Here is a 19,793-nt window from a genome sequence, read left to right as displayed (position 1 = left end):
GTCTAGCCGTCGTAATCAAATATTCAATCAAACCGCCATCTTATACTTTAACCATAGCCTCTTCATCTATGCCCCGAAAAAGATGTTTCATATTTTCTATTACATAATCAGGTCGTATCCCGGTGTTTTCCATATCTGCCTCCCTTGAAATCCCTGTCAGGACTAAGCATGTAGCAAATCCCTGTGCTATTCCCAACTGAATGTCCGTATCTAAACGGTCACCAATCACCAATATTTTTTGTCGCTCAACACCTAGCAGCTCAACCATCTGATCACTATAAAACTTATCAGGTTTACCAAGCACTTTATTAATTTTCTGTCCCGAAGCCACCTCTATCGCTTTCGCAAGGGATAACGTATCTGGGATGAAACCGCTCGGTACTGGACAAGAGGGATCCGGATTGGTGATAATGAAGTTTCTGCAGTTTCTGACCGCGTCCATCGCAAACTGTAAATCATCATAAGTAAATGATCTGTCCATCCCCGTAAGGACATGGGTTGCTTTCATCGGGTCCTCTGTTGTTTGAATGGAAAAGTTTCTAAGTTCCGTTCTGATTGCCTCTTCTCCAATAATAAAAACAGTTGCATCAGGCTCAAACATGGAAAAATAAGATCCTGCCAGATACGGGGCAGTAAGAATTTCTTCTAGTTCCGTAGCAATGCCCATTTTCTCTAGCCGGATTTTCCCTTCCTCACGTGTTAATGTAGGAGAGTTTGTAATAAAGAGCACTTTTTTCCCTGTCTTGCGAATGATATGTATCGTTTCCTTAACTCCAGGAAGCAATTTATCACCTAGATAAATCGTGCCATCCAAATCGAAACAATACGCATCAAAATCATTAGGTAAGATCACTCTGCTCCCCCTCAAACTAGCACACAAAGACTCTTTGATTTAAAAATTCTTTTCCTATACGCAGCTCATCCAAAGAAGTACCAGGCGCATATTCTAGAATCAATTCACAATCAATCCCATTTTCATTTAGCGTATTGATAATTTTACTCCAATCCATTTTTCCTGTTCCAATTGGTAGATGTTCATCCGCTTCTCCTAAATTATCATGGATATGAAGCGCGATTAACCTGTCTTTCACCATTCGTATTACTTCAGGTATGTCCCAACCATCCAGCTGGGCATGTCCAACATCAAGTAAATAACCGGCTGTCTCATCGATCTCGTCTAAAAAACTTGCAAATTCTCTTTCATTAAAAAGAGCATTCCCCTTGTATCCAACATTTTCAATAGCGAGCCGGACCCCTAAAGGTCGCGCAACTTCACATAATCGCTTAATATATTCAGCGGCTCGAAGTTGTGCTTGCTTTTTATTAAAACTTGGAGAAAAGCAGAACCCTGGATGAATCACCACATGGTCGGCATGAATCATCCCTGCAAATTCAATCGCTTTTTTGTATTCAGTAAATGAAACTTCACGAATTGCTTTATTTTCGCTTGTCAAATTTATATCCCATGCGGGAGGATGAATACTAAAAGAAACTGGAAATTTCTTCAGCTCAATGGAGAGTGTCTCAAACAACTCCTCCATCTCATTCCATGGTCCGCCATCCATCATAATTTCAATTTTATCCGCTCCGTACTCTATTAGCTGATGAATATTTGTAAGGACATCATTGTTCAATAGTAGCAAATCCGAATAAGTTACTGATTTATTCATTATACAGTCACCTTTCCTTCTTCAAGATAATGCAGCTCTTCTACCACTTTCATCTGTTGTGGATAGCCTATATTCTTTTCTGTATTTTTAAAGAAAAAATGAAATTTCTCCATGAATGGTCGAACATAAGCATCCTGCCCATCGTGCCAGTTTCCATTTTCACTCATTGCAATCAGCTCTTGTCCATCCACGTCTAAATAGACTCCATAATTATCCCCTTGATTTTCAACATATTTTACTTGACCACGTAATCCATTTGGCAAAGGAATGGCAGACAACTCTGTATGTTCCGGTCGGATACCGAACAATAGCTCTTCCGCTCCTATCTGTGAAATCTGCTGTTTCCATAGATCATTCAATAAAAAGCTCTGTTTCCCTATTTTCACTGAGCCGTCACCCAACTCCATCTCCAATATATTTGTCGGAGGAGAACCGATAAACTTTGCCGTAAATACATTTGCAGGTCGATGATACACATTCTCCGGTGTATCAATCATTTGTAACTCTCCGTTATACATCAAGACAATTCGATCGGCAAACGTCATCGCTTCAATTTGATCATGGGTTACATAGACGATCGTCTGACCTAACATTTCGTGAATTTTCTTCAATTCCTTTCGGGCAGAAACCCGCAGCTGGGCATCCAGATTGGATAAAGGTTCATCTAGCAGAAAGAAGTCACTTCGTTTGACCGTTGCCCGAGCCAGTGCCACGCGCTGACGTTGCCCACCAGATAGCTGTTTTGGAAGACGATCCTCGTATCCTTTTAACTGCAGCATCTCCAAAACAAACTCAAGCCGCTTTTCAATTTCTTCTTTGTCTACCTTTTTAACCTTCAAACCGTATATGATATTTTGTTTCACTGTCATATGCGGGTATAACGCATAATTTTGGAAAACCATCGAAACATTCCGTTTTCCACTCGGAATATCATTCACCTTTTGACCATTCATGAATAAGTTTCCTGCCGTAATATCTTCAAGCCCGGCAATCATCCGCAAGATCGTCGACTTACCACATCCGGACGGACCTAGCAATATCAAACGTTCTCCTTCTTTTATCGTAAAGTTAAGGTCCTTTACAACTTCAGTGTCGCCATAAGATTTCTTGACATGCTCAAATTTGATTTCTTTCATTATGCACCCTCCATTATTTAATACCTGATGAAGTGAATGTCCCTATAATATACTTTTGGAATGATAGGTATAAAATGAGTGGGATGATCATCGTAATGACCGATACAGCCATCGCAACAGTAAAATTCGTGCCGCCTTCCGAGCTGATATACATCTGAAGCGCCAAGGGCAATGTATAATTTTCAGTTGTTTTCAACACAAGCACCGGCCATACAAACTCATTCCAAGTACCAATAAAAAACCATATTCCTACAGAAGTTACCGCGGGTCGTACAAGCGGAAGCACAATATCCTTCATGATTCGGCCATGCCCCATATTATCCAAACGAGCTACTTCAATCAAAGAGCCCGGAATGTTTTTCATTGCCTGATGAATCAGGAATATACCTACAGCGTCCGCCAATTGCGGCAGAATCACTCCCCACACACTATCAAGCATTCCAATTTCCGAGATAATCAGATAGTTGGGGATCATCGTGACGGTAAAAGGAATGAAAATTGTACCGATTAAAAGAAAATAGATTACTTCTTTCCCTTTAAATTTAAAATAGACAAACGCATAGGCCGCTAAAAAGGAGGTCACCAACTTAAATACTGTGGCAACAGAAGCTACAACAAATGTGTTCATAGTAATTTTCAAAACAGGCAATGAAGCAAATAATGTTCGATAATTTTCCAAACTAGCGTTAATCGGAAGGATGTTCAGTACATTATTATATGCATCCTCTAATGGCTTAAAAGACATTCCGAAAGCATAGATAATGGGAAATACCATGACTAGGACAGTAACCATGAAAATAAAATGCCAGATCGTCTCCGCATGTCTACTAATTCTCATAATAAACCCCACGCTCTACAAACTTGAATTCAAGAAATAGCAGCAATAAAAACAACGCCATCGTGATAATCGATAAGGTTGCTGAGTGTCCTGTACGGTATACAACAAATGCTTCATGATACGCATGATAAATCAGATTGGAACTGGCATAATCGGGTCCGCCTTGCGAAACTACTTTTACGGGTGTAAATACATATTGTAAACTCTGAACAATTGTGATGATAAATACATAAATCCCCGTTGCACTACTCATCGGCAAAATGATTTGGAAGAAAATACGCCAAAGTGGAATATTGTCTAACTTCGCCGCTTCAATGATTTCCCTAGAGATTCCGTTAATCGAAGCATAAAGAAGAATGAAATTATAGCCAAAAATCTTCCAGGATGTAATCAAACTTAACACGACGATAATCCATCCTTCTGCTTTTGACCAATTGGGTATCTCCAACCCTATCCATCCAAACACAATAGCCAAAGGACCCGAAACCGGATTTAACATCCAAGTAAATAAGATCGAACCGACAACCAGAGAAATAAATGCTGGTAAAAACAGGGCACTTTTATAAAAGTTTTTGTACTTTTTTAACACAATATCAATAACAAAAGCAAAAATATATGGGATTGCACAATTAATAACTAGTAATAACGCGATATAAAGAAACGTATTGCCGAGTATTCTATAGGTTTTCGGATCAGAAAGTACTTCTATGTAATTGTTCAAACCAACAAACTCTTTTGTCGGGCTGATCATATTCCAGTCAAAAAAGCTTAAATACACTGTATAGAGAATGGGCCAAAACGTAAATACCGCAAAAATGATGATCGAAGGGATGAGCAAAGCATAACCAATCGCATTCTCTTTGTTAATATGCAATTTTCTTCTTGCGGCTGTTAACGAACTCATGTCTCGATACCTCCACTTAGTTCATTTTTCAAGATGGACGGGAGGCGGAACGGCCTCCCGAACAGATTTTGCGACTCTTTATTGCAGTAACTCATTCACCTCTTCTTCTGTAGCTTTCAGACCCTCTTTCGGAGAAACACTTCCCTTCAGCAGCTGATCACGAAGATCAAGTAACAACTGTTCAGCCTGCAATCCTGCATCTCCTGGGAAAGAAGCCCATGGAACAACTCCATCCATCTGCTCAATTGCAGCCGTCATCATCTCATTTTCCTTCAAATACTCTTTCAAGCCATTTTCCGCATCTGCAACATCATGACGCGGCGGTACATAGCCCGTCCCCTTTGTCCATTCCGCCAACGCTTCCACGCTATACAAATAGCTCATAAATTCCCATGCAGCCTTCTGTTCTTCTTCCTCTTGTGCGGTGATTGCAAGCATTGCTCCCCCTGCCGGAAGTTTCGCATCTTTCCCTTCCCATACAGGTGACTTCACCGCTGCTACATCAAATTGCGCGTTGTCTTGAATATTGGAGCGCTGTGCAATCGTCGTATAAGCCATCGCTACACTTCCATCAATAAAACTTTGCACGCCCTGATCCCAACCTATATGCAATGCCGTTTTATCTTGTACGATCATATCCGTCAATAATTGATAGGCTTCAATTCCTTCATCCGATGCAAATGTTGCTTTGCCATCCGTCAGGAACGATGCGCCATTACTTTCAAGCAAAGCTTGCGTAGCCCAGTTATCTGCAGGCTCTTGGAAATAGAACCCATATTTCCCTGTACGCTCTTTAATCTCTTTCGAAAAGCTTTTTACGTCTTCCCATGTCTGCGGTCCATTTTCATCAAGACCCGCTTCTTTTAACATGTCTCTGTTAATATACAAAACTGGCGAACTTAAAGAATACGGAATACCCACCTGATCGCCTTTCGCGTTCTTTGCCAAATCCATTACATTGGGTAGAAAATGATCTTTAAGAAATGTCTTATCTTCAGGGAAATGTTTATCAATTACCGTTTGTGGTGACACGTACTCAAAGTTCTCGGAAAAGTAGTTTAAAAATGCCCAACCGATCTGAACTACTGCAGGTGAATTACCAGCCGCAGCCTCGGCTTGCATATTCTGCATCAGCCCTTTGTACATATCGGGATTGTATTTGGCTACCACTTCAACGGTATCACTTTGTTTATTAAAATCGTCTACCAATTGAGTAACCGTTTGTCCCCCTTGAGTTTCTGCATTCACATGCCAGTACTCGATGACTGTCTTTCCATCATTTCCGCTACTCTCACTCGAAGCTTCGTTATTACATGCTGCAAGAAATATTGTAAATCCGATACATAATGCCGCTAGTAACCATCGTTTCATGATTGTTCTCCTTTACTGTTCACAGTTTGTGTGTTTCATCTTGGAAGGTTATTCACCGTATGTACATCCATAGCTGATCTTAAAATTCGGAACTTTCATCATCACAGAACTATCTTATATACTTTTCTACTCACCTCACAAACTAGTAGTAGTTTCGACGATTGTTTATTTCCTATTCACTTATGAGTATAACTCTTGATTGTTAATGGCGTTTAAAGGGCATGTAAAGAATTATTAATGTCGTGAAAGAACGTATCTATCTGAATGTGTTTGAACGTACGAAAAAACCCCTATCACAACCTAGTTGTGATAGGGGTTAAAATGTATTAACCGATAGAACCTTCCATCTCGAATTTGATCAAGCGATTCATCTCTACCGCATATTCCATCGGCAGTTCTTTCGTGAATGGCTCGATGAAGCCCATAACGATCATTTCCGTTGCTTCCAATTCAGGAATACCGCGGCTCATCAAGTAGAAGAGCTGCTCTTCAGATACTTTCGATACTTTTGCTTCGTGTTCCAATGAAATATTGTCATTCAAGATTTCATTGTATGGAATCGTATCGGAAGTGGATTTCTTATCCATGATCAATGTATCACACTCAATGTTCGCGCGAGCGCCGTCCGCTTTGCGTCCGAAGTGGACAATTCCGCGATACGTTACTTTTCCGCCGTGTTGAGAAATTGACTTGGATACGATGGTAGACGATGTGTTTGGAGCCAAGTGCATCATTTTTGCGCCTGCATCTTGGTGCTGTCCTTTACCGGCAAGTGCAATCGATAATGTCATACCGCGTGCGCCTTCGCCTTTTAGGATGACTGCTGGATACTTCATCGTCAATTTAGAGCCGATGTTGCCATCAATCCATTCCATTGTTGCATTTTCTTCACATACTGCACGCTTCGTTACCAAGTTGTAGACGTTGTTCGCCCAGTTTTGGATTGTCGTATAACGGCAATACGCATCTTTTTTGATGATGATCTCAACAACTGCACTGTGAAGTGAGTTTGTTGTGTAGACAGGTGCTGTACAACCTTCTACGTAGTGAACGCTTGCGCCTTCATCTACGATGATCAATGTACGCTCGAACTGTCCCATGTTTTCCGAGTTGATTCGGAAATAGGCTTGCAGCGGTGTATCCACTTTTACGCCAGGTGGTACATAGATGAACGAACCACCAGACCATACCGCAGAGTTCAACGCTGAGAATTTATTATCCGTGTTCGGAATGATTGTTCCCCAATACTGCTTAAATAGTTCTTCGTTTTCACGAAGTGCGGAATCTGTGTCTTTAAAGACGATTCCCAGATCTTCAAGATCTTCTTTCATATTGTGGTAGACCACTTCGGATTCATACTGTGCAGATACACCTGCCAAGTATTTTTGCTCCGCTTCAGGAATACCTAATTTATCAAACGTACGCTTGATTTCTTCAGGTACTTCATCCCACGAACGTTCCGTTGCTTCAGATGGTTTAACGTAGTACGTGATCTCATCAAAGTTCAATGAATTCAAGTCTCCGCCCCATTGTGGCATCGGTTTGCTGTAGAAAATCTCCAAAGACTTCAGGCGGTAATCCAGCATCCACTGAGGTTCTTCCTTCATGTTGGAGATCTCTTCCACTATTTCACGTGTCAATCCACGTTCTGAACGGAATACAGAAACGTCTTTGTCATGGAAACCATATTTATAATCGCCGATTTCTGGCATTTGTTTCGCCATTATTTATTCCTCCGTTCCATAATTGCTCGTACTTTGGCCAAGGTCACTGCGACTCACCGGAGACTCCCTTTTCCATCGCTTTCCAGCTCAATGTTGCACATTTAATGCGGGCAGGGAATTGTGCGACACCCGACAGTGCTTCTAAATCATCGAGTTCAATGGAATCGTCCAAATCTTTGCCTAACATCATATCAGAAAAGGTATGCGCCAACTTCGTTGCATCTTCTGTAGATTTCCCTTTAATCAACTGGGTCATCATGGAGGCTGACGCCATCGAGATAGAGCAGCCTTCTCCTTCGAATTTTACGTCTTTGACGACATCACCTTCAACATTCATCGTTAAATGAATTACATCGCCGCATGTTGGATTGTTCATGTCAATCGTGACATTCCCATCTTCCAAAACGCCTTTATTCTTAGGATTTTTATAATGATCCATGATGACAGATCGGTAAAGCTGATCAAGTTTATTAGTAGACATCAGTAAAATACTCCTTTGCTGTGCGAAGTCCTTCCACGAGGCGGTCTACATCTTCCGTCGTGTTGTATAAATAAAAACTAGCACGCGCGGTCGCTGAGCATTCAAGCCATTTCATTAAAGGCTGTGCACAGTGATGACCTGCACGGACAGCAATTCCATTCATGTCGAGCACCGTCGCAAGATCGTGTGGATGAACATCATTCAAATTAAATGTCACCAAACCTGCACGCTTTCCAGGATCAGTTGGCCCATAAATAGCCAATCCGTCAACCTCGGACATCTTCTCCATCGCATAGCCAGCTAATTCATGCTCATGCTGTTCAATTGCATCCATTCCGATTTCCTCAAGAAAATCGATAGCTGCTCCCAGCCCTATTGCACCTGCGATAATCGGAGTACCGCCTTCAAACTTCCAAGGCAGCTCTTTCCAAGTAGATTCATACAGGCCGACAAAATCAATCATCTCGCCGCCGAATTCTACAGGCTCCATAGCATTAAGCAGATCTTTCTTACCGTAGAGGACTCCGATTCCAGTAGGTCCGCACATTTTATGTCCGGAAAATGCAAGGAAATCACAATCTAGTTTCTGTATATCAATTTTCAAGTGCGGAGCTGCCTGCGCAGCATCTACACACATGACCGCGCCATGTTGGTGGGCGATTTTCGTAATTTCTTCTATAGGATTCATCGTTCCGAGGACGTTGGAAACATACATGATCGACACAATTTTCGTACGATCTGTTATAGTTTCGCGTACTTTATCTATTGATAACGTGCCGTCTTCTTCCAGATCAATATATTTCAATACAGCGCCTTTTTCTTTAGCCAATTGCTGCCATGGAATGATATTGGAGTGGTGCTCCATATGCGTGATGATAATTTCATCACCTTCCGAGACATTTGCACGGCCGTAGCTTTGAGCGACTGTATTTAAGGCAGTCGTAGTACCACGCATGAAAATGATTTCTTCCGTGGATTTTGCATTGATGAACTTACGGACCTTCTCACGCGCACCTTCATAACCATCTGTTGCACGATTACCAAGTGTATGCACTCCGCGGTGAACATTGGCATTGTCAAAGCGGTAATAGTGTTCCAGCGCTTCGATGACTTGGACAGGCTTTTGCGATGTCGCAGCACTGTCCAAATAAACGAGCGGATGTCCGTTGATTTCTTGATTTAATATAGGGAAATGATTGCGGATCTCTTTATTGAGCATTAGCGCACTTTCCTTTCAATAACCTCCGTCAATTGCTTTCTAACTCCTTCGATCGGCAATTTGCTGACCACTGGAGCTAAAAATCCATGAATGATGAGGCGTTCTGCTTCTTCCTTAGAAATACCACGACTCATTAAGTAGAACATTTGCAATGGATCTACACGTCCTACAGAAGCTGCGTGGCCTGCTGTTACATCGTCTTCATCGATCAGCAAAATTGGGTTCGCGTCACCGCGCCCTCTTTCGCTCAACATTAGCATACGTGACTCTTGGACAGCGTTCGCACGTGTTGCGCCTTTTGCGATCCGACCGATTCCATTGAAAATCGCAGTAGAGGATTCTTTCATGACACCGTGTTTCAAGATGAAAGCATCCGTATCAAGTCCCCAGTGAACAATTTCAGAAGTGAAGTTCTGCTTCTGGCTACCGCGTCCAACGACAACGGATTTCATATCACTTGATGAGCCGTTTCCGACTAGGTGCGTAATGTTTTCGGAAATTGTATTGCTGTCGTTCATTAAGCCAAGTGCCCATTCAATTCTTGCATCCCGACCTGTAATTCCACGGCGATTGACATACGTCGTCAATCCTTCCGCTAATACATCTACTGCACCATAGACGACTTTGGCATTATCCATCGCAAATACTTCAGAAACGATGTTTGCCTGTCCTTCTGCATGCTCCATAGTAGAGAGGTAGTTTTCCACATATGTGACCGAACTATTCGCTTCCGCCACAACCAATACGTGGTTGAACAAAGATGCCTTTTCATTGTCATGAATGAAGAGTACTTGAAGCGGATCTTCGATGACAACGTTTTTCGGTACATAGACAAATGCGCCGCCGTTGATCAGTGCCGCGTGAAGAGCTGTAAGCTTGTGCTCATCTACTTTGACACCATCCGTCATTAAATACTTTTGCATCAAATCACTGTGTTCGCGAGTAGCTGTGAAGATATCTGTCAAGATCACGCCTTGTGACTTCAGATCTTCTGACAATGAAGTGAATGCCGGAGTGTTATTGTGTTGCACGTAAATATTTTGTTGCTGCTCTCCATCGATCAATGCTTTCGCTTCAGAAGGCAATTCTTCCAATGTTGCAAAGATCGAGCTTTCAACTGTATGTGAAGGGAATTGTGTGAAATTCCAATTAGTGATTTTAGTTTTATCTGGTTTCGGCATTGCGAGCACTTCCGCTTTCGCTAGAGCGTTCGCACGAAAATCTGCCATCCAAGCAGCTTCCTCCACGTTTGCGGAATAAGAGCGGACGTCCTGTTCGGTCAATGCCAAAGTTGTTTCAACCGTCATTTTAAAGTCGTCCCCTTTCTTATGCTTCTTGTCCAACCGTCTCGTCATCAATACCTAGTTCTTCTTTGATCCAGTCATATCCTTGGCTTTCAAGTTTAGCTGCCAATTCAGGACCACCCGATTTTACAACCTTACCTTGCATCATGACGTGTACATGATCCGGCTCGATGTAATTCAGTAGACGCTGGTAGTGTGTGATGATCAAGCAGCCGAAGCCTTCACCGCGCATTTCGTTGATTCCATTTGAAACAACTTTCAATGCGTCGATATCCAGGCCAGAGTCAATCTCATCAAGAATTGCGAATTTTGGTTTTAACATCATCAGTTGAAGAATTTCATTACGCTTTTTCTCTCCGCCTGAGAAGCCCTCGTTCAAATAACGAGTTGCCATATCTTCATCCATTTCTAGGAACTCCATTTTACTGTCAAGTTCACGGATGAATTTCATCAGGGAGATTTCATCGCCTTCTTCACGGCGAGCGTTGATTCCTGAACGAAGGAAATCTGCATTTGTTACGCCTGTGATTTCACTTGGGTATTGCATTGCTAGGAATAGACCAGCTTTTGCACGCTCGTCCACTTCCATTTCAAGAACGTCTTCACCGTCAATTGTGACGCTTCCTGATGTAACTTCATATTTTGGGTGACCCATGATCGCAGAAGCAAGTGTAGATTTCCCTGTACCATTCGGTCCCATTATTGCATGGATCTCATTTGTATTAATTGTTAAGGTAACACCTTTTAAGATTTCCTTGCCATCAATTTCGACATGAAGATCTTTAATTTCCAAAGTTGCCATTCCAATACCTCCAGTATGATCGCGTTGAATGGTTAGCCATTCTCTATTTAGTATCATTCTAATCTTACCCCATATTCGGGTGGGTTGCAAATCATTAAGAATCATTATAATTTAAAGAGCAATTCAGCGGTTTAATGCGGATGAAGACTATTTGGAATTCACCTATTTTTCAATTGACTAGTATTGAATGAGAATCAACGAGAGAATAGTCTCTAAGAATTAGACAGAAAAAAGTCAGCAAATATCGCCGACTTTTCTTGTTTTTTATACTTTTTTCGTAAAACGGTCAACAATCATAGCCAGTGCACCATCGCCTGTTACGTTGGTAGCCGTTCCGAAACTGTCCTGCGCCATATACAAAGCAATCATGAGTGCCACCATCGCATCGGAAAAACCGAGCATCGTACTGAGCAGTCCAGTTGCCGCCACTACTGCGCCTCCTGGAACACCCGGAGCCGCGATCATCGTAACACCTAACATGAAAATGAATTGTAAATAACTACCGAAACTGATATCCATTCCGTTCATCAGCATAACGCCGATCGAGCAAGAAACAATTGTGATCGTACTGCCGGATAAATGGATTGTCGCAAATAACGGAACAGTGAAGTTCGCCACACGTTCAGATGTACCTGTTTCTTTTGACTGCCGCAGTGTAACCGGAATGGTTGCTGCAGAAGACTGTGTGCCGATCGCTGTCATATAAGCGGGTGCCATCGTTTTCATCAAGACGAACGGATTACGCCCAGTTAATGTACCGGCAGTCGTATACTGTAATGTCAACATGACCAAGTGAAGCAAAATAATCATCACGAAGACCAAGACAAACACAGACAAAACATTGGCGACTTCTCCGGTATATGTCATATTGAGAAAGATTCCGAAAATATGAAACGGCAATAATGGAATGATAATGACTGAAATGACTTTTTCGACAATGAGATTTAATTCATCGAAGAAAGACAGCATCGTCTTCCCATTGATGGACGCCATACCAATCCCCAATACGAACGCGATGAGAAGAGCAGACATGACTCCCATAATCGGGTCCATTTCCATTTCAAAAAAAGCTACTCCTGCAGCTCGTGCGCCTTCTGCAACGGACGTATCTGTAGACTGATGAATGAAATTCGGCAAGAGTGCCGTAGCTGTAAAATAAGCTAGCAGACCTGCGATAATCGTAGATCCATATGCAAACGCTGCGGATAAGCCCAATAATTTCCCAGAACCTTTCCCGAGCTTCGCGATACTTGGTGCAATGAACGCAATAATAATTAATGGTACGATAAAGTTCAAAAACCCACCAAATAACATATTAAACGTGGCCGCCAGACGAACGAACCAATGCGCAAACCCTTCATGAATCGCAGGCAGCAACAAGCCGAGCCCGATCGCCAGCACTATGGCAATCAAAATTCGCCATATGAGCCCTAATTTAAACTTCACAATACGTCCTCCTCAAATACACATCTGTATTACTGAAACAAAATAACTTTACCACAATTCGAATCAATAAAGAAGAGTTTGTTTGTTTTTTTTGTACAAAAAAAGCCGATAGCTACACTCGCTATCGGCTTTCACAACCTTACTTCACAGGAACAACTGAGCCTTTCCATTCTTCCAAAATAAAGTCTTGAATTTCTTGGGATGTCAGTACTTCGATCAGCGCTTTAATCGCATCGCTGTTTTCATCGCCATTTCTCGTTGCAACAATATTGACGTATGGAGATTCTTTATCTTCCAAAGCAATCGCATCTTCTAAAGGATTCAAGCCAGCGTCGATCGCAAAGTTTGAGTTGATCAACAAAGCATCGCCTTCATCATTATTATAAAGCTGAGGCATTAAAGCTGCTTCATAGTTTGCATCGAAGTTTAGATTTTTAGGATTTTCAACGATATCTTCCACTTCAGCCTTAACTTTTTCTACGTCTTCAGCCAGCTTGATCAAACCTTTTTCTTCAAGCATTGCAAGTACACGACCATGATCCGCTACAGAGTTACTGATCAGAATGGTTGCACCGTCAGGAAGTTCTTCCAGAGTCTTGTACTTTTTAGAGTAGACTCCAATCGGCTCAATATGAATTGCACCTGCATTGACGAAATCATAATTAAAATCAGCAATTTGGCCCTCTAAGTAAGGAATGTGCTGGAAGTAGTTTGCATCCAGTACTTCTTCCTCCAAATCTTTATTCGGAAGTACATAATCTGTATAACTTTCAATCTTTAACTCATAGCCTTTTTCTTCTAATAGAGGCTGTGCTTTTTCCAGAATAACAGCATGTGGCGTATTGGATGCACCGACTACTAACGTCGTTTTCTCTTCTTTTTCTTTATCAGCATCCCCATCTGCTGCATTGCCGCCTGTCTTGTTATCGTCTTTTGTTCCGCATGCTGCAAGTGCTAAAACTAAAGCTGCCGCGAATAGACCGAATAAAAACTTCTTCATATTCACATTTCTCCCTTTCCATTATAAATTTTATATGGTTAACAGGGGCTCCCAAAAAGGAAGCCTCCGGCAATCCCTTTACCTCTTGTCCAAACGATTCACGATGAAGTCACCGATAAATTGGATGACAAATACTATGACGAGCACTAAGATTGTTGCCATCAACGTCACGTCTCCTCGGTTACGCTGGAAACCTTCCAAATAGGCAAGTGTCCCGAGTCCACCCGCACCGATTACTCCTGCCATCGCAGTATAGCCAACAAGTGCAATGGAAGTAACCGTAATTCCTGACACGAGCGCGGGCATCGATTCAGGCAACAGAACTTTGAAGATGATCGTAGAAGTACGCGCACCCATCGAACGTGCGGCTTCAATGACTCCCTTATCGATTTCCTGTAACGCGATAAGTACCATCCGTCCGTAAAACGGTGCAGCTCCAATAATCAAAGCCGGCAGCGCAGCATCAGGACCGCGCATCGTTCCGATCAATAAATTGGTTAATGGAAGCAATAGAATAATTAAAATGATAAATGGCACGGAACGGAAGATATTAACGAAAGCACCTGTGATGACATTCGTAATTTTATTCGCCCACAACTGTCCCGGACTTGTCAGGAACAACAGCAGACCAAGACCGATGCCGAGCACAAATGTAAATAAGGTAGAGTACGCTGACATGTACAGCGTTTCTCCAGTAGCCGTCCACATTTTCTCCCAATTAACATTTGGAAACCACTGTTCAATCATTTGCCAGCACCTCCGTCTTTACTTCATTGGCATGTAAGTAGGCGATGGCTTCATCAATGACCGCCACGTCACCTACAAGCTGCAAGACGAGTGTACCGTATGCGCCGTCACGCGTTGTCGAGATATTTCCTTGAACAATATTGACATCGACCGGAAACTTTCGAATCAACTCTGCAAGCACCGGCTGTTCCGTACGTTCCCCGATAAACGCCAATTTCACGAGTTTTCCAAGAGGTGTCTCTTGTTGAAGATGTGCCACCGCTGCGTCCGTGTCTCCTGTATCCGTCACCTGAGATATAAAACGCTTCGTAATATCCGCTTGCGGGGATTGGAAGACATCCAGGACACTGCCGATTTCTACGACTTTCCCTGCTTCCATGACCGCTACACGATGGCAAATCTTACGAATAACGTGCATTTCATGTGTAATCAAGACGATCGTCAAACCGAGACGTTCATTGATATTCGTCAACAGATCCAAAATCGCGTTGGTCGTTTCAGGATCCAGTGCAGAAGTCGCTTCGTCACAAAGCAACACTTCAGGGTCATTAGCAAGCGCTCGTGCAATACCGACACGCTGCTTCTGTCCACCGGATAATTGCGCGGGATACGCCTTCTCCCGTCCTGTCAAACCGACCAGATCAATCAGTTCCTTCACTTTGCGCTGACGTTCTGGTTTCTTCACGCCTGCAATTTCCAAAGGGAACGCAATATTTTCTTCAACAGTTCTTGACCACAGCAAGTTGAAATGCTGGAATATCATACTGATCTTCTGACGCGCATTTCGCATTTTCGCGCCCTTCAGCGTCGTCATTTCTTGCCCATTGATCACAATGCTTCCTGAAGTAGGTTGTTCCAAACCATTCAACAACCGGATCAATGTACTTTTCCCGGCACCACTATAACCAATGATGCCGAAAATTTCTCCTTCTTTAATCGTGAATGTTACATCATCCACTGCTACAATTTCTGAACCGCTCAATTGGAATGTCTTTTGAACGTTTGTTAGTTGAATCATTTCCTGCACCACCTTCAATAAATCCATTATACTCGTTTCCGTCCGTCAACGCCTGCCGAGGCTTAACGGCGCTTTCCGCTTTTGATCACATCCAGCTGCAATCGCCAGCCTCTCGGGTCACTTCAGTCTTTACGAAAAGGTGCAAAGAACTCACCTTGTCGTAAAGCCCTCCAGTGCCTGTCGAGGCTTAACGGCGCTTTCCGCTTTTGATCATAAAAAAACCCTTCTGCAGATAAGCAGAAAGGCAGAACGTATGAATCGTTATGTACGTTTCCATTCTCTCATCTGTCAAAGCAATTCGCTTTGAGTGACTTGGCACCATTTCACATATGTGACGGTTGCCGGGCTTCATAGGGCACTTCCCTCCACCACTCTTTATAAGAGTCTTGATATTCAATTGATTGTACTACTTATACCATACTTCCGTTTCCATTGTCAACTCAGCTTTTCCAGTAAATAAGGAACGGAATGAAATGCATAAATCTTTTCCATCGGTTGCCCGGAGCGATGAATAAGCAAGCAAGGTACACTTTCTATCTTATAGTCTTCCGCTAATTGCACGACGTAGTTTAAATCTGCTTTACCAATTGTCAGCTCCGGACGCAGTGTTTCAATCACCGTCAGCATTTTAGATGCAACTGCACACGTCCCGCACATCGGAGTAAATAAATAAAAAGCGGCCAATTGCTCCGCCGCCTGTTCGCGTTCCCAATCTTCAATCGTCCAATTATCCATATGCCCCACCTGCCAAATAGTTGGAATGTATCTTGAAATTAGCTGCGACTAAAATGCCCGCTAACACTTTGATCGGCGTTGTCGCCACTTCCCGGTACAGTCGATCTGTATATAAGTGTTTTGCTTCTGGATAGAGCTGCTTGAACAACTTGCGGATCGTATCACCTGAAACATCCGCATCCACAAAGATGAAAAGTTCCTGCTCTTCGTATGGCGCCAGAAGTTCTTCAATATGATAGGAACTGATCGTGCCGTTTGTACAAATGATATCTACCGGCTCCGCAAGCATTGGTCTTAGCCGGTTGCGGTCGGTACTGCCTTCCACAATAAGTACTTTCGGATTCATCCACGTTCCTCCTCATAGTGTAAAAAAGCGCTGGAATGTTCCCAGCGCTTTTACTTTTTATTCCCCAGCTGTCATTTTTTCATACTGTTCAGCTGTCATTAATTCATCAAGCTCAGCTTTGTCAGCAACTTCAACAACGATCATCCAAGCGCCTTCATACGGAGACTCGTTTACAAGCTCGGGGCTATCTTCCAGCTCTTCGTTTACTGCTACGACTTTACCAGTCAATGGAGCATACAATTCAGAAACAGTTTTCACTGATTCAACACTACCGAAAGGCTCGTCTGATTTCACTTCATCGCCAACTTGCGGAAGCTCAACGAATACGATATCCCCTAGTTCAGACTGTGCGAAATGTGTGATCCCGATACGGTATTTACCGTCTTCTTCTTTTACCCATTCGTGCTCTTCTGAATAACGCAAATCTTTTGGTGTGCTCATGTCTTAACCCCCAACATTTGTAATAGTTTATCTCTATTTAGTTTGCCATAGATCCGTATGAAAGACAAGATTCTATGTTCATCCTTGCCATGTTTCTGCGAATATTGCTTCATTAAAACCTACCGTCACTCGCTGGCCATCTGTAACAATCGGACGCTTGAGCAACATGCCATCTGAAGCGAGTAAAACAACCTTTTCATCGTCTGTCATGTTAGGCAGTTTATCCTTCAATTGAAGCTCTCGGTACTTCATGCCACTCGTATTGAAGAACTTTTTCAATTCCAATCCGGAGTTTGCGATCATCATTCGCAGTTCCTCTTCACTTGGCGGTTGTTCAGCAATATTTACTTCTTCAAATGAAATCTCTTCATTCTCCAACCATTTCTTTGCTTTGCGGCACGTTCCGCATTTCGGATAGCCATAATATGTAACTGTCATTTTTGTGCCCCCTTTTTGGTCAGTATAGCAAAAAGATGTTTGAATTGCTTGGTCCTCGCCCATTGCAAAAAGGTTTTCCGATAAATCATGAACTGACAGGAGGCGTTGAGCAGAGAACAGAGTTTGATCTACCCTGGATTTAATCACTCTATGAGCGCTTTGATTAGCTTTATGATCAAGTTCAGTGATGTTATGAGCGCATGAAGGCTGTGTATGAGCGGCCGAACACTTTGTATGATAGACAGCCAGAATTTATGAGCGCCTGCGATTCGTTTATGATCGTCGGAAAACTATTTCGGCGATAAATTGAAAAAGCTGCCCGGAAGATCATTTCCGGACAGGGCTCTTTCATCGTTCAACTATCAAACGATATACTTCTCTGCCTCGATTAATCTCTCAGCAGCTTCACGTTTCTTCGCAATCAAGTTATACGGATTATTACGTGTCAGCTTACGTAATGCAGACAGCATCATACGTTGGTTGTCGCCTTCCACAGCTGCAAGTAGTGTCTCCTTCGCTGCTGCTTCGATGCGTGCGAACGCTTCCTGACAGAAGATTTGTGTGTAAAGTAATTTTTGGTTTTCTTTTTCTTCACCGTTTTTATTAATCGCTTTCTCCGTCCGTAACAGGGCAGATTCCATCCCGAAGAGATCATTCGCAATGTCCGCGATGTTCACAAGGATTTCCTGCTCTTGCTCAAGCTTTGTGCCAAAGCGCTGCGCTGCAAGTCCTGCCACTAAAATACCGATTTTCTTCGCATTTTTCACAAGCATTTTCTCTTGAGCCAACGCTTCGTCGCCCACTTCTTCAGGCATCATCATGAGCAGCTCTTCTTGCAGTCCTTGTGCTTGTTGCAATAATGGCAATTCGCCTTTCATTGCTTTCTTAATGAACGTACCCGGTACGATCATCCGGTTGATTTCATTTGTTCCTTCAAAAATACGGTTAATACGGGAGTCGCGGTAAATACGTTCTACTTCATATTCCTGCATGAAGCCGTAGCCGCCGTGCAGCTGAACTGCCTCATCCACGATATAATCAAGTACTTCAGAACCAACGACTTTGTTGATGGAACATTCAATCGCATACTCTGCAATCGAAGCCGCCACTGCTTTACCGTCCTTTTGCTCTTCCAGGCTCATTGCAGCATTGCGCTCTTCAAAGTAACCTACTGTACGGTAGATCAAGCTTTCTGTTGCATAAAGCATAGAAGCCATCGTACCAAACTTCTCTTTCGTCAAGTTAAATGAAGAAATTGGTGTGTTGAACTGTTTACGTTGGTTCGCATACTCAATAGCCAACTGAAGGGAACGTTTCGAACCTCCGATTGTTCCTACTCCCAATTTATAACGACCAATGTTCAAGATGTTGAATGCAATAATATGACCTCTGCCAATTTCACCCAGCAAGTTCTCTACAGGCACTTCTGCATCTTCCAAAATTAGCGTACGAGTTGAAGATGATTTGATACCCATTTTTTTCTCTTCCGGACCTACTGAAACGCCTGGGAATTCCTTCTCTACGATGAATGCTGTGAATTTGTCGCCATCCACTTTAGCGTATACAACGAATACGTCAGCAAATGCAGAGTTCGTGATCCATTGTTTCTCACCGTTTAAGACGTAGTGCGTACCCGCTGCGTTTAATTTTGCAGTTGTTTTCGCTCCAAGGGCATCCGATCCTGAGCTTGGCTCTGTTAAGGCGTATGCGGAAATCTTAGCACCAGTTGCAGAGTTTGGTAAGTACTTCTTTTTTTGCTCTTCATTACCGAATAAAACGATCGGCAATGTACCGATTCCTACGTGAGCGCCGTGTGTGATAGAGAAACCGCCTGCTAATGACATTTTTTCAGCGATCAATGCAGATGAAATCTTATCCAAACCTAACCCTTCGTACTCTTCTGGGATGTCCGCTGCAAGCAGTCCAAGGTCTCCGGCTTTTTTCAATAGTTTCACAGAATGTTCGAACTCGTGATTTTCCAGATTATCAATTAAAGGAGCTACATCATTTTTAACGTACTCTTCCGTTGTCTTTGCAATCATCTTTTGCTCATCTGTAAAATCTTCCGGTGTAAATACGCGTTCTGCACTCAGGTCCTCTGTTAAAAACGCTCCACCTTTAACGAATTCTGTCATATTAATTCCCTCCATAGCTTTTGTCATATATATTCCCC

Annotated in this window: 20 protein-coding genes and 1 riboswitch; all 20 genes read right to left on the bottom strand. The window is 42.7% G+C overall.

The genetic code is table 11. From position 1 onward, the window contains the following. Window positions 1–40: 40 nt before the first annotated feature. A complete protein-coding gene (locus B5D59_RS11425; protein WP_078818035.1) occupies window positions 41–853 on the bottom strand; it encodes an HAD-IIA family hydrolase in 813 nt (270 codons plus the stop codon). A 16-nt stretch (window positions 854–869) separates the two neighbouring features. Continuing rightward, entirely contained in the window at window positions 870–1,670 is an 801-nt protein-coding gene (locus B5D59_RS11420; protein ID WP_078818034.1) for a sugar phosphate isomerase/epimerase family protein, read from the bottom strand. Beyond that, on the bottom strand, window positions 1,670–2,806 hold the full coding sequence (locus B5D59_RS11415; RefSeq protein WP_078818033.1) for an ABC transporter ATP-binding protein: 1,137 nt from the start codon (window positions 2,804–2,806) through the stop codon (window positions 1,670–1,672). Before B5D59_RS11415 ends, B5D59_RS11420 begins: the two co-directional genes overlap by 1 nt. A 13-nt stretch (window positions 2,807–2,819) precedes the next feature. Beyond that, entirely contained in the window at window positions 2,820–3,644 is an 825-nt protein-coding gene (locus B5D59_RS11410; RefSeq protein ID WP_078818032.1) for a carbohydrate ABC transporter permease, read from the bottom strand. Next, on the bottom strand, window positions 3,634–4,548 hold the full coding sequence (locus B5D59_RS11405; protein ID WP_078818031.1) for a carbohydrate ABC transporter permease: 915 nt from the start codon (window positions 4,546–4,548) through the stop codon (window positions 3,634–3,636). The genes B5D59_RS11410 and B5D59_RS11405 overlap by 11 nt, the downstream gene beginning before the upstream one ends. A 78-nt stretch (window positions 4,549–4,626) precedes the next feature. Continuing rightward, on the bottom strand, window positions 4,627–5,919 hold the full coding sequence (locus B5D59_RS11400; protein WP_078818030.1) for an ABC transporter substrate-binding protein: 1,293 nt from the start codon (window positions 5,917–5,919) through the stop codon (window positions 4,627–4,629). 326 nt (window positions 5,920–6,245) lie between these two features. Then, window positions 6,246–7,643: a Fe-S cluster assembly protein SufB gene (gene sufB, locus B5D59_RS11395; RefSeq protein WP_078818029.1), complete on the bottom strand. Its 1,398-nt coding sequence runs from the start codon at window positions 7,641–7,643 to the stop codon at window positions 6,246–6,248. A gap of 43 nt (window positions 7,644–7,686) precedes the next feature. Continuing rightward, window positions 7,687–8,124: a Fe-S cluster assembly sulfur transfer protein SufU gene (gene sufU / locus B5D59_RS11390; protein ID WP_078818028.1), complete on the bottom strand. Its 438-nt coding sequence runs from the start codon at window positions 8,122–8,124 to the stop codon at window positions 7,687–7,689. After that, window positions 8,114–9,343: a cysteine desulfurase gene (locus B5D59_RS11385; protein WP_078818027.1), complete on the bottom strand. Its 1,230-nt coding sequence runs from the start codon at window positions 9,341–9,343 to the stop codon at window positions 8,114–8,116. Before B5D59_RS11385 ends, sufU begins: the two co-directional genes overlap by 11 nt. Then, window positions 9,343–10,650 (bottom strand): Fe-S cluster assembly protein SufD, encoded by a 1,308-nt coding sequence (gene sufD / locus B5D59_RS11380; protein ID WP_078818026.1) that lies wholly within the window; start codon window positions 10,648–10,650, stop codon window positions 9,343–9,345. Before sufD ends, B5D59_RS11385 begins: the two co-directional genes overlap by 1 nt. 19 nt (window positions 10,651–10,669) lie before the next feature. After that, entirely contained in the window at window positions 10,670–11,449 is a 780-nt protein-coding gene (gene sufC, locus B5D59_RS11375) for a Fe-S cluster assembly ATPase SufC (protein ID WP_078818025.1), read from the bottom strand. A 264-nt stretch (window positions 11,450–11,713) separates the two neighbouring features. After that, complete coding sequence (locus B5D59_RS11370; protein ID WP_078818024.1) at window positions 11,714–12,895, bottom strand: dicarboxylate/amino acid:cation symporter; 1,182 nt, start codon at window positions 12,893–12,895, stop codon at window positions 11,714–11,716. A gap of 139 nt (window positions 12,896–13,034) precedes the next feature. Beyond that, window positions 13,035–13,895, bottom strand: coding sequence for a MetQ/NlpA family ABC transporter substrate-binding protein (locus B5D59_RS11365; protein ID WP_078818023.1), 861 nt, complete (start codon window positions 13,893–13,895; stop codon window positions 13,035–13,037). Window positions 13,896–13,973: 78 nt separating this feature from the next. After that, window positions 13,974–14,642, bottom strand: coding sequence for a methionine ABC transporter permease (locus B5D59_RS11360; RefSeq protein ID WP_078818022.1), 669 nt, complete (start codon window positions 14,640–14,642; stop codon window positions 13,974–13,976). Further along, complete coding sequence (locus B5D59_RS11355; protein ID WP_078818021.1) at window positions 14,635–15,660, bottom strand: methionine ABC transporter ATP-binding protein; 1,026 nt, start codon at window positions 15,658–15,660, stop codon at window positions 14,635–14,637. Before B5D59_RS11355 ends, B5D59_RS11360 begins: the two co-directional genes overlap by 8 nt. Before the next feature lie 278 nt (window positions 15,661–15,938). Continuing rightward, a riboswitch (SAM riboswitch) is annotated at window positions 15,939–16,044 on the bottom strand. Between the two features lie 51 nt (window positions 16,045–16,095). Beyond that, window positions 16,096–16,395: a thioredoxin family protein gene (locus B5D59_RS11350; protein WP_078818020.1), complete on the bottom strand. Its 300-nt coding sequence runs from the start codon at window positions 16,393–16,395 to the stop codon at window positions 16,096–16,098. Then, window positions 16,388–16,741, bottom strand: a complete 354-nt coding sequence (locus B5D59_RS11345; RefSeq protein ID WP_009498147.1) for a hypothetical protein — start codon at window positions 16,739–16,741, stop codon at window positions 16,388–16,390. The genes B5D59_RS11350 and B5D59_RS11345 overlap by 8 nt, the downstream gene beginning before the upstream one ends. A gap of 57 nt (window positions 16,742–16,798) precedes the next feature. Further along, window positions 16,799–17,182 carry a glycine cleavage system protein GcvH gene (gcvH, locus tag B5D59_RS11340; RefSeq protein ID WP_009498148.1) on the bottom strand — a complete coding sequence of 128 codons (384 nt, stop codon included), beginning with the start codon at window positions 17,180–17,182 and terminating at the stop codon, window positions 16,799–16,801. A gap of 78 nt (window positions 17,183–17,260) precedes the next feature. Further along, a complete protein-coding gene (locus B5D59_RS11335) occupies window positions 17,261–17,620 on the bottom strand; it encodes an arsenate reductase family protein (RefSeq protein WP_040759452.1) in 360 nt (119 codons plus the stop codon). A gap of 362 nt (window positions 17,621–17,982) precedes the next feature. Further along, a complete protein-coding gene (locus tag B5D59_RS11330; protein WP_281250668.1) occupies window positions 17,983–19,782 on the bottom strand; it encodes an acyl-CoA dehydrogenase family protein in 1,800 nt (599 codons plus the stop codon). Window positions 19,783–19,793: the final 11 nt, after the last annotated feature.

Source organism: Sporosarcina newyorkensis (assembly GCF_900167515.1).
Classification (GTDB): Bacteria; Bacillota; Bacilli; order Bacillales_A; family Planococcaceae; genus Sporosarcina; species Sporosarcina newyorkensis.
Note: the sequence above shows the minus strand (reverse complement) of the source record. Positions and strands in the feature narration are given on the sequence as shown.